General features: G+C 50.6%; 12 protein-coding genes. 6 read left to right on the top strand and 6 right to left on the bottom strand.

What is annotated here, in order from left to right:
* Positions 1-42 precede the first annotated feature (42 nt).
* The 3 genes from ABF979_RS02350 to ABF979_RS02340 all read left to right on the top strand — a co-directional run bounded on the left by ABF979_RS02350 (position 43) and on the right by ABF979_RS02340 (position 5,697).
* Positions 43-1,275, top strand: coding sequence for a metallophosphoesterase family protein (locus ABF979_RS02350; RefSeq protein WP_415557569.1), 1,233 nt, complete (start codon positions 43-45; stop codon positions 1,273-1,275).
* A complete protein-coding gene (locus tag ABF979_RS02345; RefSeq protein WP_415557568.1) occupies positions 1,275-4,682 on the top strand; it encodes an AAA family ATPase in 3,408 nt (1,135 codons plus the stop codon). The genes ABF979_RS02350 and ABF979_RS02345 overlap by 1 nt, the downstream gene beginning before the upstream one ends.
* A gap of 151 nt (positions 4,683-4,833) precedes the next feature.
* A complete protein-coding gene (locus ABF979_RS02340) occupies positions 4,834-5,697 on the top strand; it encodes a helix-turn-helix domain-containing protein (RefSeq protein WP_415557567.1) in 864 nt (287 codons plus the stop codon).
* A gap of 86 nt (positions 5,698-5,783) precedes the next feature.
* Here the strand turns inward: ABF979_RS02340 and htpG are convergent, their stop codons facing one another.
* From htpG to flgE, 4 genes are all read right to left on the bottom strand, one after another.
* Entirely contained in the window at positions 5,784-7,649 is a 1,866-nt protein-coding gene (htpG, locus tag ABF979_RS02335) for a molecular chaperone HtpG (protein WP_415557566.1), read from the bottom strand.
* Between the two features lie 67 nt (positions 7,650-7,716).
* On the bottom strand, positions 7,717-8,784 hold the full coding sequence (locus tag ABF979_RS02330; protein ID WP_415557565.1) for a flagellin: 1,068 nt from the start codon (positions 8,782-8,784) through the stop codon (positions 7,717-7,719).
* 2 nt (positions 8,785-8,786) lie between these two features.
* The gene (flgK, locus tag ABF979_RS02325; protein WP_415557564.1) at positions 8,787-10,310 is read right to left on the bottom strand and encodes a flagellar hook-associated protein FlgK; all 1,524 of its coding nucleotides are present in this window, start codon (positions 10,308-10,310) and stop codon (positions 8,787-8,789) included.
* A gap of 25 nt (positions 10,311-10,335) precedes the next feature.
* Complete coding sequence (gene flgE, locus ABF979_RS02320) at positions 10,336-11,595, bottom strand: flagellar hook protein FlgE (protein WP_415557563.1); 1,260 nt, start codon at positions 11,593-11,595, stop codon at positions 10,336-10,338.
* 300 nt (positions 11,596-11,895) lie between these two features.
* Here flgE and ABF979_RS02315 point away from each other — a divergent pair, with 300 nt between their 5' ends.
* Entirely contained in the window at positions 11,896-13,191 is a 1,296-nt protein-coding gene (locus tag ABF979_RS02315; RefSeq protein ID WP_202206887.1) for an MATE family efflux transporter, read from the top strand.
* Between the two features lie 38 nt (positions 13,192-13,229).
* Here the strand turns inward: ABF979_RS02315 and ABF979_RS02310 are convergent, their stop codons facing one another.
* Together ABF979_RS02310 and ABF979_RS02305 are read right to left on the bottom strand one after the other, a co-directional pair.
* Positions 13,230-14,276 carry an aldo/keto reductase gene (locus tag ABF979_RS02310; protein WP_415557562.1) on the bottom strand — a complete coding sequence of 349 codons (1,047 nt, stop codon included), beginning with the start codon at positions 14,274-14,276 and terminating at the stop codon, positions 13,230-13,232.
* A 245-nt stretch (positions 14,277-14,521) separates the two neighbouring features.
* Positions 14,522-16,438, bottom strand: coding sequence for an alpha/beta hydrolase family protein (locus tag ABF979_RS02305; RefSeq protein WP_415557561.1), 1,917 nt, complete (start codon positions 16,436-16,438; stop codon positions 14,522-14,524).
* 149 nt (positions 16,439-16,587) lie between these two features.
* Here ABF979_RS02305 and ABF979_RS02300 point away from each other — a divergent pair, with 149 nt between their 5' ends.
* Together ABF979_RS02300 and ABF979_RS02295 are read left to right on the top strand one after the other, a co-directional pair.
* Positions 16,588-17,190: a DedA family protein gene (locus ABF979_RS02300; RefSeq protein WP_202207248.1), complete on the top strand. Its 603-nt coding sequence runs from the start codon at positions 16,588-16,590 to the stop codon at positions 17,188-17,190.
* A complete protein-coding gene (locus tag ABF979_RS02295; RefSeq protein WP_202206884.1) occupies positions 17,190-18,161 on the top strand; it encodes an SDR family oxidoreductase in 972 nt (323 codons plus the stop codon). The genes ABF979_RS02300 and ABF979_RS02295 overlap by 1 nt, the downstream gene beginning before the upstream one ends.
* Positions 18,162-18,167 lie beyond the last annotated feature (6 nt).

Below are 18,167 nucleotides of genomic sequence, written 5' to 3'. Positions count from 1 at the left end.
AACACTCTTCGTTCGACTCTGCTCTCAGGTTAGAGTGTTGGCATGTCCAACTTCTCCTTCCTGCACGCTGCCGACATTCACCTTGATAGCCCCCTTAAAGGACTAAGCCGCTATGAGGGCCTTCCCCTGGAAGAAATTCGAAATGCAACGCGACGGGCTCTTGATCGTCTTATCGATACCGCGCTTGAAGAGAAGGTAAATTTCCTGATTCTTGCAGGTGATCTGTATGACGGGAGCTGGCAGGACGTCAGCACCGGCCTCTACATGATGAAGTCGCTCAGCCGTCTCGTGAATGCTGGAATTCGAGTTATCACTCTCTCAGGCAATCACGATGCCCAGTCTGTCATCGCACGTGAACTTCCCCGCCCCCCTGGCGTTGATCACTTCAGTTACGATGCTCCTGAAACTGTGCGGCTGGAAGACATCCAGGTTGCGCTACATGGTCAAAGCTTTCGGGACAGACATGTTCGGAAAGACATGACGCCAGCATATCCTGCACCTGTCCCAGGTTGGTTCAATATTGGTGTCCTGCATACGTCTCTTTCAGGCTACGGCGAACACGAAACCTATGCTCCGTGCTCCATAGAGACACTTACATCCAAACACTACGACTATTGGGCTCTGGGGCATGTTCATGCCCAACAAATTGTCTGTCGCCATCCCTGGATCGTTTTCCCAGGTGTACTGCAAGGCCGGCATATCCGCGAAACAGGCTCGTGTGGTGCGGTACTTGTGACTGTCGAAAACAACATCGTTCAGTCTGTTACGCCGGTCGCATGTGACGTCGTACGCTGGACCCATATCGTCATAGATATAGCCGACATGCATGACATGGAGGACATTAATCATGCTGCAAGGCGGTACATGGAGAAGGCACTTACTCAGGCAGAGGAACGTACTGTTATTGCACGGGTCACGTTAACGGGTGCATCCTCCCTTCATGACAGTCTCTGTGCATCTACATGCTGGCAAGACGACTTACGAAGCATAGCTGTCTCTCTGGACACAGGTCAGAACCAGATTGCGCTGGAAAAACTCCGGAACAAGACGACGTCTCTACCATCGGCAAAGACACTGCACGATGTAGATGCCGCATTGGCAGAGTTAATCAGCGATCCTGAGTTTTTGGCCATGCTCCCCGAAGAGTTTGAAATGTTTTTTTCTGCATTACCCAGTTGCGTAGAGAAAAGCGCATTAATGGCTGACGATAGCAACTGGCCCTTGGAAGAGGCCAGATCTGCCTTACGAGCACGACTTATGGGAAGCACCACCTGATGCGGTTTGATCGTCTTGACCTCTTCCGATATGGCGGCTTTCAAAATCGCAGCATTGCCTTCCCTGAATCGGAAGCGGATTTCCATGTCATTCATGGGCATAATGAAGCCGGAAAATCCACAATGCTCGCAGCTATAAGGGATTTTCTTTTCCAGTTTCCGCATCACATCAGCGCAGACTGGATGAGTGCTGCCCCCCTTCTGCGAGTGGGTGGAAAAGTAAGCCATGAAGGAGACGTTCTGGAGGGCGTGCGCCGAAGGGCACGCACACAGACTTTCTATGAGCCAGACGATTTCACCCCACAAAGTGATGACCTTCTAAAGCGCTGGATGGGGGACCTGGACGCAAAAAGCTTCGAAGCTGGATGGGCTCTTAACCACACCCGCCTCCGTGAGGGCGGGGAAGAAATGAGACGCCTCAAAGACGACGCCGGCCTCCAAATTCTATCAGCAGGTCTGGGAATAGGCGGTCTGGGGGGGCTAATGACCTCTCTTGATAAAGAAACGAGTACCCAATGGAGAAAAGGGAGCAGCAAGTCAGAAATTCTCAAGGCGAAGCGCGACCTTTCGGAACTCAATAAAGCCTTGAGAAGCAATGCCGTCCTTCCTCATGACCTGATTGTTGCCCGTGAAGCGCAAGCGAAAGGAGAGCAGGCTCTTTCAGAATGCAACGCGGAACAACAGCGTCTCTTGATGCGGCAGCGAGAGAATAGCCGCGCCAGAAATATCAGCATTCCCTACCTTCAATTGTTAGATCTGCAATCGCAACTCTCCGGATCCAAACTTCCAGAATTTTCCAGCCCTGAATGCGACAACTTCGAAGCCATTCTCTCTGAAATCAAAACTCAAACTTCTATTGATAACGAAACAAAGTTAAGATTAGAAACGGTTTCGGAATATATCAAATTACTCCCGGACAAATCCGCCATTCTGAACGATGGCGAGAAAATCATTTCATTAGAAAACAGAAACGATCTTATAAATAAGATCGAAAACGATACGAACTTAAGAATAAGTCGAATTCGAAATGATAAAATCTGGTTGGAGCAATTCTGGGCGCGTCATCATGCTTCCCCTTGCCGTCTTCCCAGCACAGCCGCACTGGAGGCTTTAAACAAAAAGCTTCAGGAACGGGAAAATTTCATTACTCTTGAGCAGGAAATAAAACTTCGCATCTCGAGATTGAGACAAGAGCAAGATGCCATAAAGTCCCTGTCCGACGGACCCAAGAGTGTTTCTACGATCGATCTTCAACGCTTAAAAGCCAGCCTGAACCACGCGCGCAACCTTGGAGCCATTGATGATGATCTTCAAGAACTGCAAAAGGCGCTAAAAGCTGCCATTCATGCCACTAATGCCGCTTTTGATCGTCTCCTTCCCTGGACTCCCGCCGATCCATCTACGCGCTGGAGAGCGCTTGACGGTCTGCCTATTCTACAAAAAACAATCATTGACGCTGAGTGCCTTGTCTGGCGTGAGCTTGAGGATAGACACTTCAAAGAACGTGATCTTCTTTTAAAGCTCCAAAAAGACTTCTCGAAGAAAAGTTTTGATTACGATGCCTTGGAAAGAAATGGAGAAGCCGTTTCTCCTGAGTCGCTTTTAAACGCGCGGCAGATGCGTAATGCGGCTTGGGAATCAATTCAAAGCCTCCTGCAAACTAAGCAGCATCCCGAATCATCCATTCTAAACGCTTTCTCGGTTTTGCTTGAAAATGCAGATACACTTGCGGATCGGCGGCACGCATATGCTGAGAAGTCTGCTCGATTAAACGATCTTAGCCAGAAAATTACCACAATAAAAATAGAAATTGAGCAGGCTGAAAGAACCGTTTCTCTTATTAAATCAGACCAGATATCTCGGCAGCAATCTTGGTATGCGAAATTAAAATATCTCGGCTTGCCCGAACTTGCGCCTGCAGAATTTCTCGGTTGGTGTGATGCCAGAATCGATGCTCTTTCAAAATCAGAGGATCAGGATCGAGTTTACGAAATTCTGCAGCAAAAGCAGAAACAAAAGCATTCGGCACTCAAAGAGTTAGTACCTTATATATCTGATACTCAGAATGATAATTTTGCGCTCTGTCTTCAACATGCACAAAATATCCAGGATGAATATGAAAATCGTTTAAGAGCCGCCAGAGATAAAAAACAGGCCCAGGAAAGACTAGAAACATCTCTTACTGCTGAAGAAAATCAACTTGAAGCGCTGCGGGATAAGTTGGCCCTATGGCAAGTCGAGTGGGATACAGCCTGTGCATCCTGTCATTATCCTGCTGGTCCCCGCCAGGTTGACCTGGGGGATGTACAGGAAGCTCGAGCTATTCAAATTCGCTTGGAAAATGAAGAAAGCGAACAGCTTAAAAATAATACGGATATCCTGGAGTTCAAAAATTCACTCAATTTTGTTCTCGAAAAAAATAATACGACCTCATTGGATGAATTGTGCGCTTCACTCAAACAGGCTCAGGAAACAGAACGAAAACGCGAAGAATTTATGGCGCAGCGGGCAACACTTCTGGAAACACTTGACGCGACCAATGCACGACTTACGTCACTAAAGCAGACCCTTTCTCCAATTTTATCGCGGCTTGAAATTCCATTCGGAGAAGGCCTGCATAGTGTCGCTACCGAACTCAGACATCATGCCAACCTTCTTCAAAGACGTGAAGAACTGAAAGCTATTATTCTCTCTTCAGGTAACGGGCGCTCTCTGGAAACTCTTCTATCAGAAGCGAAACAGGCTGATCCCGAAACCCTTGAAAAAGAGTCGGATGAATTGGAACAGCAGAATCTTTCTCTGAAACAAAGGCATTCTGAAATTGAAAAAAAATTATGGGATGCCCGTCAGAATTTAAAAACCCTAGAGGATAAAAGTGGATCGCATGAAACGGCTGAGCAAATACAGGAAGTCGAAGCCGACCTGAACGATCGCGCAGCACGATATGTCTCTCTTCGCCTTCAAAGCCTGATGTTACGTCGTCTCGTAGAAAAACAGCGTCAGGAGACTCATGGCCCCTTGTTGAAAAGAGCGGGGGCCATGTTTTCACATCTGACACAACATCGCTATGCAGGGATTGCCCTGGAAGACACGGGAACAGACAACCTGACTCTATCTGGTCTCCTTGCCGATGAATCCTCCCTCGTCTCGGTGCATGCCATGAGCGAAGGTACACGAGATCAACTTTATCTGGCACTCCGCCTTGCGTCCGTAGAACAGTCTCTAGATCGTGGCATTCAGCTTCCCTTTATCGCTGACGATCTCTTTATAACATTCGACGAGAAAAGGTCTCTTTCAGGACTTGAACTTCTTTTCTCCATAGCAAAAAGAACTCAAATATTATTCTTTACACACCATGAACATATTGCAGATATCGCAAAAAATTTCGGCCATCTTACGACTCTATAATTTATCCTATCCGAGGAATACTTTATAAATATCTTTCAGATGTTATCTGCCGACATGAAACGAAATTCCATATTTTCATTCCACTACATGAGTAATTTCGTTATAGCAGACTACTCCTGTGTTCCTCTGGAGGCTCCTTAGAGTTTCTGCCATGACCCAAAAAGGGCATTCCCCAGAGCTGCCCGCTCGCATCATTCCTCTTGCGACGCTTGCCATTCCATCCTCTGGCTTGCAACCGGTTGTCCAAAGACAACAACGCTCCCTCCAAGAAATGCCCGAGAGCCTTTTTCCATACTTCAAAAATGGACAAGCTCTCTTCGTAATCTCGCGAGAAAACGGTGGAAACCTGTATATAGATCGCGAACACCTCAGAAGATCTTATAGTTCTGAGGTGTTCCGTCCTGAGCATGAAAATTTGATTACGGACAGCATTCTTATATCTGTGACACAAAGCGTTCTGCTTAATCACCTGCCCGTGTTGTCCGGCCTGCCTGTTGTTCATTTTGAGGTCCACTCGGGACCTGGTCGTTTTCTCTTCACGTGTTGTGAATTAATTCTTGAAGGCGCCTTAGAAGCCTCTCCTTCTCAGACTCAAACGCGTCTGTTCAAACATCTGACAGATCTTCTGATCACAACCCTTCTGGATTCTCTAGATCTAGAACTCAGCGTTGCAGGCCGACGCAGACATCGCCAGAAACACATTCGATCCTATATCGAAAGCCGTTTGCAAGAACCCGATCTGACGCCAAAAAGTATTGCAGATGCTTATGGTATTTCTTCCCGAGCACTTTACCAACTCTTTGATGGGGAACCAGATGCTGTTTCGGGGTGGATCTTGAGCCAGAGATTGGAGAGGATTTACAAAGACCTTCAGTCTTCCACTTACGTTTCCATGACCATCGCCGAGATTGCTGCCAAACATGGCTTCAGAAATGCAGCTCATTTCTCAAGGCGCTTCCGTCAAAAATTTGGACTTTCGCCTAGGGAATTTCGTCAGAAGAAACTGACAGGATAAAGTATTACTCGTCACCCAATTACCTAAAAAAGGCGGAAGAATAATCTTCCGCCTTTTTTTCTGTCCAGACCGCTACTAGTACTCAATTAAGTAGCAGAAGTGCCAGCAAGCAGTTTTGCGAGCAGGCGAGCAAAACCGGTCGGGTCTGGCAAAGGCTCACCTTCCTGAACACGAGCCAAATCCAACAGCACGCGTGCAAGATCCTGAATGTTTTCTTTATTCTCGACACGCTGAGCCAAAGCTTTAATCAGCGGGTGACGAGGATTAATTTCCAAAATGGGCAGTGTTTCTGGAAGAGCCTGACCTGACCGGCGCATTAACCTCTGCATGGCCAGATCTGGTCCGCCTTCAGAAGTCATGACGACCGCGCTATCCGTAAGACGAACCGTACTACGAACATCTTTCACTGCATCACCCAAAGCCTCCTTCAACACAGGAACCAGAGTCTCTACATTGGCTGCCTCGACTGTTTCCTCACTGTCTGTAGGGAACTTCTCAAGATCTCCATGAGAATACATGACTGACCGCAAGATTTTGTCGTGGTATGAATGCAATCGCTCTGGCCAGAATGCGTCTACCGGATCTGCGAGGAGAAGAACCTCCAGTCCACGGGCTCGGAAGCCCTCCAACTGTGCGGATGCTTTCAAAGCCTCAAGGTTATCGCCCGTCAGGAAGTAGATAACGTCCTGCCCGTCCTTCATACGCGAGATATAGTCATCAAGCGTCGTTAGATCATCACCATGGGTCGTATGGAAACGTGCGAAACCGGCAATTTCCTGACGGTGCTCACTATCTTCCCACAACCCTTCCTTGAGAACCGCTCCAAAGTTTTCCCAGAATGCATTAAATCCAGCATCTGCGTCCTTAGCCCGGGTTTTAATCTCCGTCAGAACGCGTTTCGTGACCGCCTTGCGGATACGAGCAAGAACTGGGGTGGCCTGCAGCATTTCACGAGAGACATTGAGCGGAAGATCTTCAGTATCGACTACGCCTTGGACAAAGCGCATCCAGTTGGGAAGCAGATCTGCGTCGTCCGTGATGAACATGCGGCGAACATGCAGGTGAATCTTGCTTTCCCGAGACTGTTCCATGAAATCAAATGGTCGAGCGCTGGGGAGAAACAGAAGGGCCGTGAACTCTGTCGTCCCTTCTGCATGCCAATGCATGGTTGCATAAGGCTCATCAAAGGCACGCGCGATGTGCCTGTAAAATTCCGTATATTGTTCCGGCGTAATTTCAGCCTTCGGCTTGCGCCACAAGGCTGTTCCTTCGTTGGCAGCTTTTTCTTCGACTGTTCCGTCTTCACTAACCTCACGCAGGGTGATCGGCCAGGAAATATGGTCGGCCCATTTGCGGATAATCGACCGAAGACGCCAGCTATCCAGAAACTCTTCCGCATCACTTTTCATATGCAGAACAATGTCAGTGCCAGGCGTAGAGCGGGTGGAAGGCGTCAGGGTAAAAGCGCCCTTCCCGTCTGAAGACCAAGTCCAAGCCTCGTCTGCCCCAGCCTTGCGGGACGTCACATCCACCCTTTCGGCAACCATGAACGCCGCGTAGAACCCAACACCAAACTGACCAATCAGACTTGGGCGATCTTCAGCTTTGGCAGCATTCAGTTTTTCACCGAAAGCGCGTGTGCCTGAACGGGCGATCGTACCTAGATTTTGAGCCAGTTCATCATGCGTCATTCCCACACCGTCGTCGGAAATGACCAACTCTTTCTTGTCTTTTTCCGGGGCAATACGAATTGACGCATTTTCTGGAAGAGCGAGAGCAGAGTTCGTCAGCCCTTCAAAGCGGCGCTTGTCTGTTGCGTCGGCTGCGTTCGCAACAAGTTCACGCAGAAAAATCTCTCGATCCGAATAAAGCGCATGCACGACAAGATCGAGCAGACGCCCCACCTCTGCACTGAATTCATGCTGTTCCGGCTGGCCTTGCGTTGCACTCATCGTCATCAATCTCCTCTTAGGAAAGTAACGAAGATATGCGACGTCAGGGTCAATTTTTCAACAGAGTTCAGAGATAACTTGCAAGCGTCATACCCTTCATATTTGCGATAATAGAATATGATGCCTGGAGTTGATTGCTGGTATCATTCAATTGGACGGAAACCTGCGCCAGATCTGCATCTTTTGCGGTTCCAAGCTGGGTTGTCAGAGCGGCTTTCATCTGTGCCAGCATCGTACTCTGACTGGTCAAGCTGTTCTGCTGTATTCCAAGGCCCCCACTGATATCGGATAGCCCTTCGATGACACCGGTATTCGTCGTCTGTAATCCTTGAACCAGCTGTGTGTAATCTGTGGTTCCTGCGTCATCAGAACTCAGAGATGCAACAACCATCAGGTTTCGCATGAGATCTCGGATTGGTGAGCCTGTTGATGTTTTTGAAGAAGTACTTCCTTGTGTCGCAACGATACCTGCGGAAACCGTTTTATTATTCCAAACAGTAATTTTCAGGTTTTGCTGGGATGCTGTGACCGGATTAGTCGAAAGCGCTGCGGAAAACGGTTGATTTTGGCTAGTTTGCCCCGCCAGAGAAAGCGTCTCAGACAGAACATCTGAGGCACTACCATTTCCCATGCTTTGTACAGCTTCCTGTATAGAAGACGAGAGATCAGAGTTACTTAGAATGGTGCTTACGGGGGCAGTAGAAGACTGCAACCCTGCAAAAACATAACTTCCGCCTTCCTGCGTGTTCAGCAGGTTGCCCAAGGATAATAAATCTGATTTAGCCTGCTCGGACGCAGAGCTTATGGACGTTGAGGAAACATTCCCAACAAGGGTTGAAAGTGTCTCATTCAAATTATCTGCGATCGTCGAAATTTGGCTGACTGCACTCTGCGTGACCGTCAATCTGTTTTGCGCCATAGTCACGTTGGCGGTCCAGGCCGACACCTGAGTGATTGCAGGCTGAAGCGCCAGCGCCTGCGCACGTGTTTCCCCAAGCTGGGCGTAGTTGCTGGATTTCACGCCCGTAGAAGCTTGTTCCTGAAGATTATCTTTTATCTGGGATAACGAAGCCAAGTTTAGCATCTGTTGATTCGATAATCCGCCATAACCAAACGATGCCGTAATTCCAGTCATAATCAGCTTCCAACAGCGTTTAAAAGGGCGATGAACATGGATTGTACGGACGAAATAATTTTCGCATTGGCTGAATAGGCGTTCTGTAATGTAACGATATTTGCCATTTCAGTATCGACAGAGACAGTTGATGTTCCTGCCAAGCTTGAAGAGAGATTGGCCTGCGTTGTTTGTGCAAGAGAAAGACTGCTACTTGCATTATTAGCCGTCGCGGCCTGGTTGGCTGTCAAAGACGTCGCAAGAGCCACAAGACTTTGACTTCCACTATATCCGGTAGACAATTTCCCCGTCACACCTAAATTATTGGTAGGGGCGGCTACCTGTCCTGTGCCATCTGATTGAGTGGTTCCAAACGCATAAGACAGAATGTTCTGGACAACACTGCTACTTGCGGTCTCGCCAGATACAAGAAGCGATGGGTCGTCCTGATAGGACTGGGAAACCTGAATATTCTGAGCAAAACCAGCGCTTCCCTGCGGCACAATGGACGTCTGGGACGCCTCGGGAATATTGCCACTTGATGTTGTAAATAAAGACATGCCCTGCGCATCGAAGCGGCTGGCTACGGTATAGGCTAGAGAGTCAAATTGGGCTTGCATCGTTGGGAGCGTGGTATCTCGCAGCGTTATATCAGCTCCGAGGCTTCCACCCGTCAGATGATCAGTAATATCTTTTCCGTTCAGCGTAATTGCTGGAATCGCATTAGCGTCGGAGTTACCCGGGTAGCTCATGCTGGTTGAAATTTGCGCTGAGGCTGTCGTCAAAGGCCACGTGCTCGAAATGGCATCTGCTGAACCCGAAGACGTATTGTGTGTAGGGAGCGTGACACCGTCTTCCGTGGTAATGGACATGTCTCCATTGGAGGAAACCTTCCAATTCACACCCAATTCACTGGAGAGCGATGACAAGGCCGTAAAGCGCTGATTTTCAATATCCGCAGTATCGAGCCCTTGCCCTTTAAGAGCCATGATCTTGGTAGACAAAGAGCCAATAGTCGTCAGGTTGGTATTGATATCCGAAACTGACGAGACAACACCATCGTGTGCGTTCTGACGTTGCTCTTGCACAGTGTCTGCAAGAGTGTTCAACGACTGGGTAAAACTATTGGCCGCAGAAAGAACTATGCTCTGGGTGGTCGAACTGGACGCGGAGCTGGTCAAAGAAATAAGAGCTGACTGAAGATTTCCCAACTGGTCAGAAAGTGTTCCGCTGCTACCAGAATCTGCCGAGGTTGAACCTTGTAGAGCCGTGACGACAGAGAGCGCGTTGCTTGTTGTCGTATATTGGGAAACATCTGAATTCTGGGAATATAAAGCAGTTTGGATATGTGCGTTTGTAGCCAGACTAGTTGTTGCGCGTCGTACGCCGCCACCCGTCCCGTCATTTACGACAGACTGAACATTTGCGACTTCTTTGATATAACCTGCAGTAGACGCATTGGCGACATTCTGGGAGGCCGTAGACATTCCATACTGGACGGCCTGCAAGCCAGAGACGGCGATTGAAAGTGAATCAGTCAGCCCCATGATAGAGAGTTCCCCTCACCCCGCCTTACTGAATCATCGCCAAAGTGGTCTGCAGAAGCTGATTTGCAGTGGTCACGATTTTTGTATTCGCTCCATAAGCCTGCTGCGCGACGATAAGTTTGGTAAGATCACTGGTCAGATCCGTCGTTGAGCTTTCAGTGGAACTGGTGCTGAGCGTCCCTGCCCCATTCGTATTCACTGCATTGACTGTCGGTGCGCCAGATGACGCCGTTGCTGTATAAGCCTGCCCGTTCTGGGCAGAGAGTCCATTAGGGTCTGCGAACGTCGAGAGTGGTATTTTTGCAAGGAGCTGAGAAAGCCCATTATCAAATGTCGCCATCACAGACCCGTCGCTTTGCATAGACAGACCCGTGAAGGTACCGCTTGTGACGCTGTCCGTCGTCATTGTGGGATTGGTGCTATAATTGCTGCTGTCTGTTGCCAGGCTCACACCGGATGTGCTCCCGATGGTTCCCAGGTTGACGGTCATATCCTGCGGCAGCCCCGTATATGAAAAGGTTGCCGCTGAACCCGTAGACTGGGACGCTCCATTTACAGACGCCAGAGAACCATCACTGTTAAACTTCACTGTGGCTGAATTGCTCGAATCTGCTGAATTACTGACAGTCCAGACCAAAGGATCCGTGGAAGACTGTTTCCAGTTCAGGCTCACCTCCTGAGCATTTCCCTTACTGTCATAGGCTGTTGTCGTAGATGTATTGGTACCTTCTGCCCCAGAGGTGCTGCCAATTGCAGCAGACAGAGAAACAGTTGTGCTCTTGGTCGGCTGAAATGCGACGGAATCAGAGATTTTTATAGGTGACAGAGTGCTACTCAAAGCACCTTCTGAACCCACCTGATACCCTTCCAGATAATAACCCGAAGTGTTGACCAGATATCCCTGGTTATTTTGTGAGAAGTCACCATTTCGCGTATAAAACTGCTGGCTGCTGAACGTCGGCGCTGTGCTGGATGTCGTGCTTCCTGTGGGCTGGACAACGTTGAAGAATCCGTTCCCCGAAATTGCGAGCGCCAGCGTATTTGTGGAAGAAACAACCATACCCTGATTGTCAGTATGCTGCCTGGTTGTCGCAGCCACACTGTCGCTCAGTGACTCCCCGTCGCTTGCCAGATCATTGCTTGTCACATAATCGGCAAAGCTTGTTGTTGCAGCTTTATATCCTGTCGTCTGACTATTCGCGATGTTGTTGGAGAGATCGCTGAAAGCATGTGACTGGGAATTAAGGCCACTGACAGCCGTGTTGAGAGAATTGATGATCGACATGGCGGACTCCGGCAGAAACTGGGCTTCGGGCCTCACGCCCGGGTGTTATCTGACCTGACAGTTCCACACCATGCGTTAACGAAACCCTTACACTCGCGGAAAACCTCCTTCTTCCTCCCACGCTCCCTTTCCTTTCTGGCAGACAGAAAACCTTCCCAACAAAGCACTTCAGGCACTGGTTCTTTGTCACGGGACGAGGCAGTATATGCTGACATGCCAGTACCATCAGATGACCCATCCAAGCCCAGAATTCCTGACGATTCTCCCATAAAACCGGCGAGATTCGTACATGGCAGCATCATGCGTCATGTCATCACCATGGCTGGAACCGGGGCCATTGGCCTCATGGCAGTTTTTGCTGTCGATCTTCTGAACTACTTCTACATCTCCCACCTGCATGATTCTGCCCTGACGGCCGCTATCGCTTTTGCGACGTCTCTGAGCTTTCTGCAGATTTCAGTCTCCATTGGCATGACCATTGGACTTGGCGCCTGCATTGGTCGTCTGATCGGCGCGCGCCAGCATGCGGAGGCCCGAAGTCTCGCATCTGCTTTCATTGCTGTCATGGTTGGCATCGCGGCCGTTCTGGGCACGCTCACGGCGGTATTTGCCACACCACTTCTCAGGCTGCTTGGCGCTCAGGGAGCAGCTTTGGAAAACGCGGCGACCTTCCTGCACATAGTGTCGCCAGCTCTTCCATTAGTGTGCCTGGGAATGGCTCTGTCAGCTCTGTTGCGCGCAGTTGGTGATGCCAAACGGTCCATGCGCATTACCCTGACAGGTGCGCTTGTTTCAGCTCTGCTGGACCCCTTGATGATCTTTGTGCTGCATCTCGGTCTGGAAGGTGCAGCCATCAGCACCATTCTGGCGCGATGTGCCATTACAGCGAGCGGCTTCCTGAACCTTCGGGGGCACGCCATGCTGGAATGGCCAAAGAAAGAAGCCTTTGAGCCTGCGATGCGAAAAATTGGCGGCATTGCGGTCCCGGCGATTGCAACCAATCTCGCCACACCAACAGGCGCACTGTTCGTAACTCACGCCATGGCACAGTTTGGGCTAGACGCTGTTTCGGGTCAGGCAACCATCGACCGGATTGTGCCCGTTGCGTTTTCATTGGTTTTTGCTTTGACAGGTTCTGTTGGACCTATCATGGCGCAGAACCTTGGTGCCCAACAATTTGATCGGGTGCGTGAAGCCCTGATGGCCGCGCTGAAGCTGACAGCGCTCTGTGTGGGAACCACCTGGTTTGTTCTTGCCGCCGGGCACAATGTCATTCTCCAGCTTTTCAACGTTCAGGGTATTGGGGCGGAAATCGTACGCCTGTTCTGTTGCTGGCTGGTCCTGAGTTATATGTTCGTCGGGCTGCTATTTGTCGCCAATACGGCGTTCAACAACCTTGGGCACCCTTTCTACTCAACCGGCTTCAACTGGGGACGCGCCACACTGGGAACCATCCCGTTTGTGTGGTTCGGGTCAGCTTATGGCCCGATTGGTATTCTCGTTGGGCAGTCTCTGGGTGTCGTTATTTTTGGCACGTTTGCAGTTCTGACGGCTTTCCGCGTCATTGGACGGCTCGGGCCGCACACAGCCCCCTGACAGATGCAGGCATGATCTCATGCCCGCATCGTTGAAATTCAGGGAGCGGGGTTTGAATGCACCTGGTGAATGGCGTTGATCTTGGCTTCCAGTTCAGGCGTGATCTGTAGACGGGTTGAATCCAGAATTGTCTGAAGCTGATCCGTGCTGGTGGCCCCAATGATATTGGATGTCACGAACGGACGCGACGTCACAAAAGCCACAGCCAACTGAACCGGATCCAGTCCTTCCTCACGGGCCAATGCGTGATAGGCCTCGATGGCAACATCCACACCGGGCTTCTCGTAACGCTGACCACGGTTAAAGAGCGTGGTGCGTGCGCCAGCAGGGCGTGCTCCGTTCAGGTATTTCCCTGTCAAATATCCCTGAGCCAGCGGAGAGTAGGCCAGAAGCCCGACATCTTCCCGCAGGCACATCTCTGCCAGACCAATTTCGAACGTCCGGTTAATGAGATTGTAGGCGTTCTGAATGGATGCCAGCCGCGGAAGACCATTCTGCGAAGCTGCAAGGAATTGTGAGACACCCCACGCTGTTTCATTGGAAACACCGACATGACGGATCTTACCTTGTGCGACCAGATCACCCAATGCGCCAAGAGTTTCAGCAATCGGAACTTCATTGGCTGCCGCCACGTCCCGAAACGTCGTGCCGCCTTCACCAAACAACCCGATTTTACGGTCTGGCCAGTGGAACTGATAAATATCAAGATAGTCCGTCTGCAAACGACGCAAAGAGCCTTCAACAGCATAGTGAATTTGCTTTGGCGTCAAACGGGCTTCCTCACCGCCGGGCCGAAACCACGGTGAAGAACTGCGTCCAACAACTTTGCTCGCAATGACAAGTTTGTCACGGCCGCCGCGAGCTTTTAGCCAACTTCCAACAATGGTCTCAGTCGCGCCATAGGTCTCAGCACGCGGGGGAATGGAATAAAGTTCAGCAGTATCAATAAAATTGATCCCCTGATCGAGCGCCATATCGAGCTGCGCATGTCCTTCGGTTTCCGTATTCTGCTGACCGAAAGTCATTGTGCCCAGGCAGATTTCACTGACCTGAAGACCGGTGCGTCCAAGTTTGCGATGTTTCATAGAAGGTCCAATGAGATGATTTTTTGGATGTCAGGTTGCGCATCCAACAGTTAAATGCGCAACCGGTTAAGCTGAGTCTCTCCTGTGCCGGGATCAAACGCAAGGGCAGGGCATGCATGTTTGCGCTACCCTCGACCAAACAATTTCATTCTTTCCAATTGAATATTTCTTATTCAAAACATTCAAACATACCATTCCGGAATAAAATCGAATTTTTATAAAGTCTTCTATTTTGATTTCTTTATTCATAAGGCCGGATCAGCGGATGTGGCAAAAACAGTTCGGTAAAATCTCAGCTCTCTCTCAAGAGCATCCTCGACAACTTCACGGGCTCTAAAACCGTGACCTTCGTCCGGATAAACATGGAGATCAGACTGTGCCAGTTTTGTTCTCATGGCTTCAGCCTGTGCGAGAGGCACCACCTTGTCAGCACCGCCATGCAGGAACAGGACAGGAACGGAAATTTTCTCTGCATGTGTGAGAGGAGAACGTTCCAGATACACAGCTTCCTTTTCGGGATAAGGCCCAATCAGACCATCCAGATAGCGTGCTTCGAATTTATGCGTCTCTGCTGCCAAGGCCCTTAGATCGGTAACGCCATAAAGAGAGGCGCCTGCCGCAAAGAGATCAGACTGTGCCAGTGCTGACAGAACCGTCAAGCCTCCCGCACTGCTTCCGCGAATAACGCAGCGTGCTGGATCAACCAGCCCTTGTTTAATCAGGGACTGAACACCAGCCAGACAATCCTCAACATCTGCAACACCCCATTGTTCGTTTAGGGCTTCCCGATATTTGCGACCAAACCCTGTTGAACCGCGGTAATTGACATCAAGAACAGCGAAACCGCGGGAGGTCCACCATTGCACTTTGAAAGCAAAGCCTGAATTGGCACGCCCTGTTGGACCGCCATGAGCCATAACAACCAAAGGCGGTTTTTCGCCTTCTTTTAGATGCGACGTGCTGCTCGCTGGTTCATAGAAGAGCGCGTATGCCTTCGATCCATCGGCTGTTGGAAAAGAGAACAGAGAAGGCTTGGCAATGTCGTCACACGTAATCGTATTAGGCAGCACAACACTTGAGCGAAAACGCTCGAAATTCCCATCCATGTCACCAATAGCCAAAGCAGGTGGAGCGTTTTCGGGGGCATCAATCCAGGCAAACTGTCCATTCGACAGACGTTCTGGAACGTTGACGGGCGCTCCCATCTGAACAGTTTTCCAGTGTCCATCTGCAAAGAGCAGAACGCCAGTGAGGCCTTCCCGAATTCCTAATGCGAGCAGCTGACCGTCAGGCAGTGGCGTGAGTGTTCTTTGTCCGAAGACCCAATGCGGCAGACCAATCTCAGCTCCAGCCTCTGGGAAAAACTGCTCTTTCCATCCCGTTTGATCATGCACGAATTTAACAGGCGTCCAGCAGCCCTGAGCATCTGATGTCGCATAGAGGTTACCATTTGCTCCCCAACGCGGTTCAATAATGCTGCAGGGTGTCTGACCACTCAGATCTGTGGCCTGTCCAAGCTTGAGGCCGGTTCGGTCAACAGGCGCCACATACAGTCGGGTGACTGTCCATGGCATTTCCGGATTCTGCCAGGAGAACCAGGCCAGAGAGGCACCATCCAACGAGGGGCGAGGGGCTGCATAGAAATCAGCCCCGTCTGCCAGAACCGTTTCCTGGCCCGACTGTGATACATGAACAAGCGCCGCTATTGGCAGACCTTCGTCATGCGTTTCACGAACGCAGAAAACACCGTCTCCCGCTGTATCCCATGTCAGATCAGCATAACGCATTTCCGGTGCACGATCGCCAGATAACGCCTGAAACGTGCCCTCTCTGTTACTGAACCACAGACCGCCAACCTTTCGGTCACTGAAGACGACTTCCGGATATCCGTTTTTCAGGCGGACATCCCACGCTCCTCCACCATATTCGTGAACACGGGTTCCGACAGTTCTCTCTGGCGGTATCAAGTCTACGAGTGTTCTATCGTGACGTCGTCCGACGATCACCGTGCGGCCTTGCTCTTCTGGTCGGGTCTCCTGCCAGAATACCCAGTCTTCAACCGTTCTGAGTTCAGAGAAAGAAAGAGTGCGGCCAGCCACGAGTTCAGGGCCAACCCAGGAGGGCCAGTTTCCGGCTACGTGAGGAGGGCAAAGCTCAGTCATTTTTCATCCCGTGTCTGATGTCCTAATATCGTAGCTGGCGGTTTTGCCTTCCGCCATATTCGCACAGGATCACGACACTGTTTCATCTCACGCAATTTCTCGATCACCTGCTCCAGGAATATGGCTACGGCGTTATCGGCGTGACAGTCATGCTGGAAAGCATGGGCCTGCCACTGCCAGCGGAAAGCATCATCATCGCTGCGTCCCTCTATGCAGGCAGTACGCACCATCTAGAGATTCGATGGATTGCCCTTGCCGCTGTGACAGGCGCCATCATGGGCGATAATTTCGGGTATCTGCTCGGCCACCATTTTGGCTACAGCATCCTGAAGAAACACGGCAAGAAAGTCGGCTTGACTGATGAGCGCCTGATGCTCGGCCGCTATCTTTTTCGCAAACACGGCGGGATTGTTGTCTTCCTCGGACGCTTTGTCGCTGTTCTGCGTGTGTTCGTTGCTCTTCTGGCTGGAGCAAACCGAATGCCCTGGCATTCGTTTCTTTTTTTCAACGCGCTTGGCGGTCTCTTCTGGGCTGGGGGCTATGCCTTCATCACTTATGAACTCGGTAAGCAGATCGAAAAGATCACCGGGCCGGTTGGAATTGCTCTGGCCGTCGTAGGAGCCTGCTGTCTGGGAGGAGCGTTTCTCTTTCTCAAAAAGAACGAGAAACGACTGACTGAAGAAGCCATCAAACAGGCTGAAGAAGATGAAAAGCGTTCAGCCGCCGGAGCCCACGAAAAAGGACAACACTAATGACCCGTCTTTCCCAGACCAGCTGGTCTCTTGATAATCTGAACCGTCTGGATGGTCAGACTGCGCTCATTACGGGCTCTACAGGCGGTCTGGGTTTCGAAATTGCCTGTGGACTGGCTGCACGTGGCGCTTCCATCATTCTAAGTGGGCGTAACCTGGAGAAGGGCAGGGCGGCTCTTAACCGCCTGTATGAACGTGTTCCAAGTGTGCAGGGCCGCTTTGAAGTGCTGGATCTTGCCTCACTGGCATCTATTGCAGCTTTTGCCACCGCTTTGCGCGAGCAGGGACGCCCCATTCAGCTTCTTGCCAATAATGCTGGCATCATGGGCCCTGCATCCCGGCTCACCACGAAAGACGGGTTTGAACTTCAGTTTGGTACCAACCACCTTGGTCACTTTGCTCTGACCGGACGGCTGCTCCCTCTATTAGCCGCGGGCAATGCGACAATCATGACTGTCGCGTCTCTTGCTGCCCTGAAGGGTGAAATTCCGTTTGGTGATCTGAATGCCCGTCACCGCTACAATCCGATGGCACGTTACCGGCAGAGTAAACTTTCAAATCTGCTCTTTGCTCTGGAACTAGACCGTCGGGCCAAGAAAGCTCCTTGGCCCATTCATTCACGGGCTGCTCATCCCGGCTGGGCAGCAAGCGATATTGTCTCCAATAACGGCTCGCTTGATCGGAATGGTACACCGATTGGTCGCTGGGGTCGTAAAATTGCCCGAAGCTTCGCCGGCCCTGTGTTTCATATGATGGGACAGACAGTGGAGGAGGGGGCTTGGCCGCTTCTCTATGCTCTGGCGTCTCCTGAAGCGCAGGACGGAGGTTATTATGGGCCTCTGGGCAAGGGAGAAAGAACCGGTCTCCCGGGTGACGCCGGGCTGCCAGAGGCTGCGTCAGACCATACGCTTGCAAAACGCCTCTGGGCAATTTCTGAAGAAATGACTGGCGTCAAATACGGCCTTCTCTAAGGCCGT

This window comes from Gluconobacter sp. (assembly GCF_047723935.1).
Classification (GTDB): Bacteria; Pseudomonadota; Alphaproteobacteria; order Acetobacterales; family Acetobacteraceae; genus Gluconobacter.
This window is presented reverse-complemented; position numbering and strand designations above follow the sequence as displayed.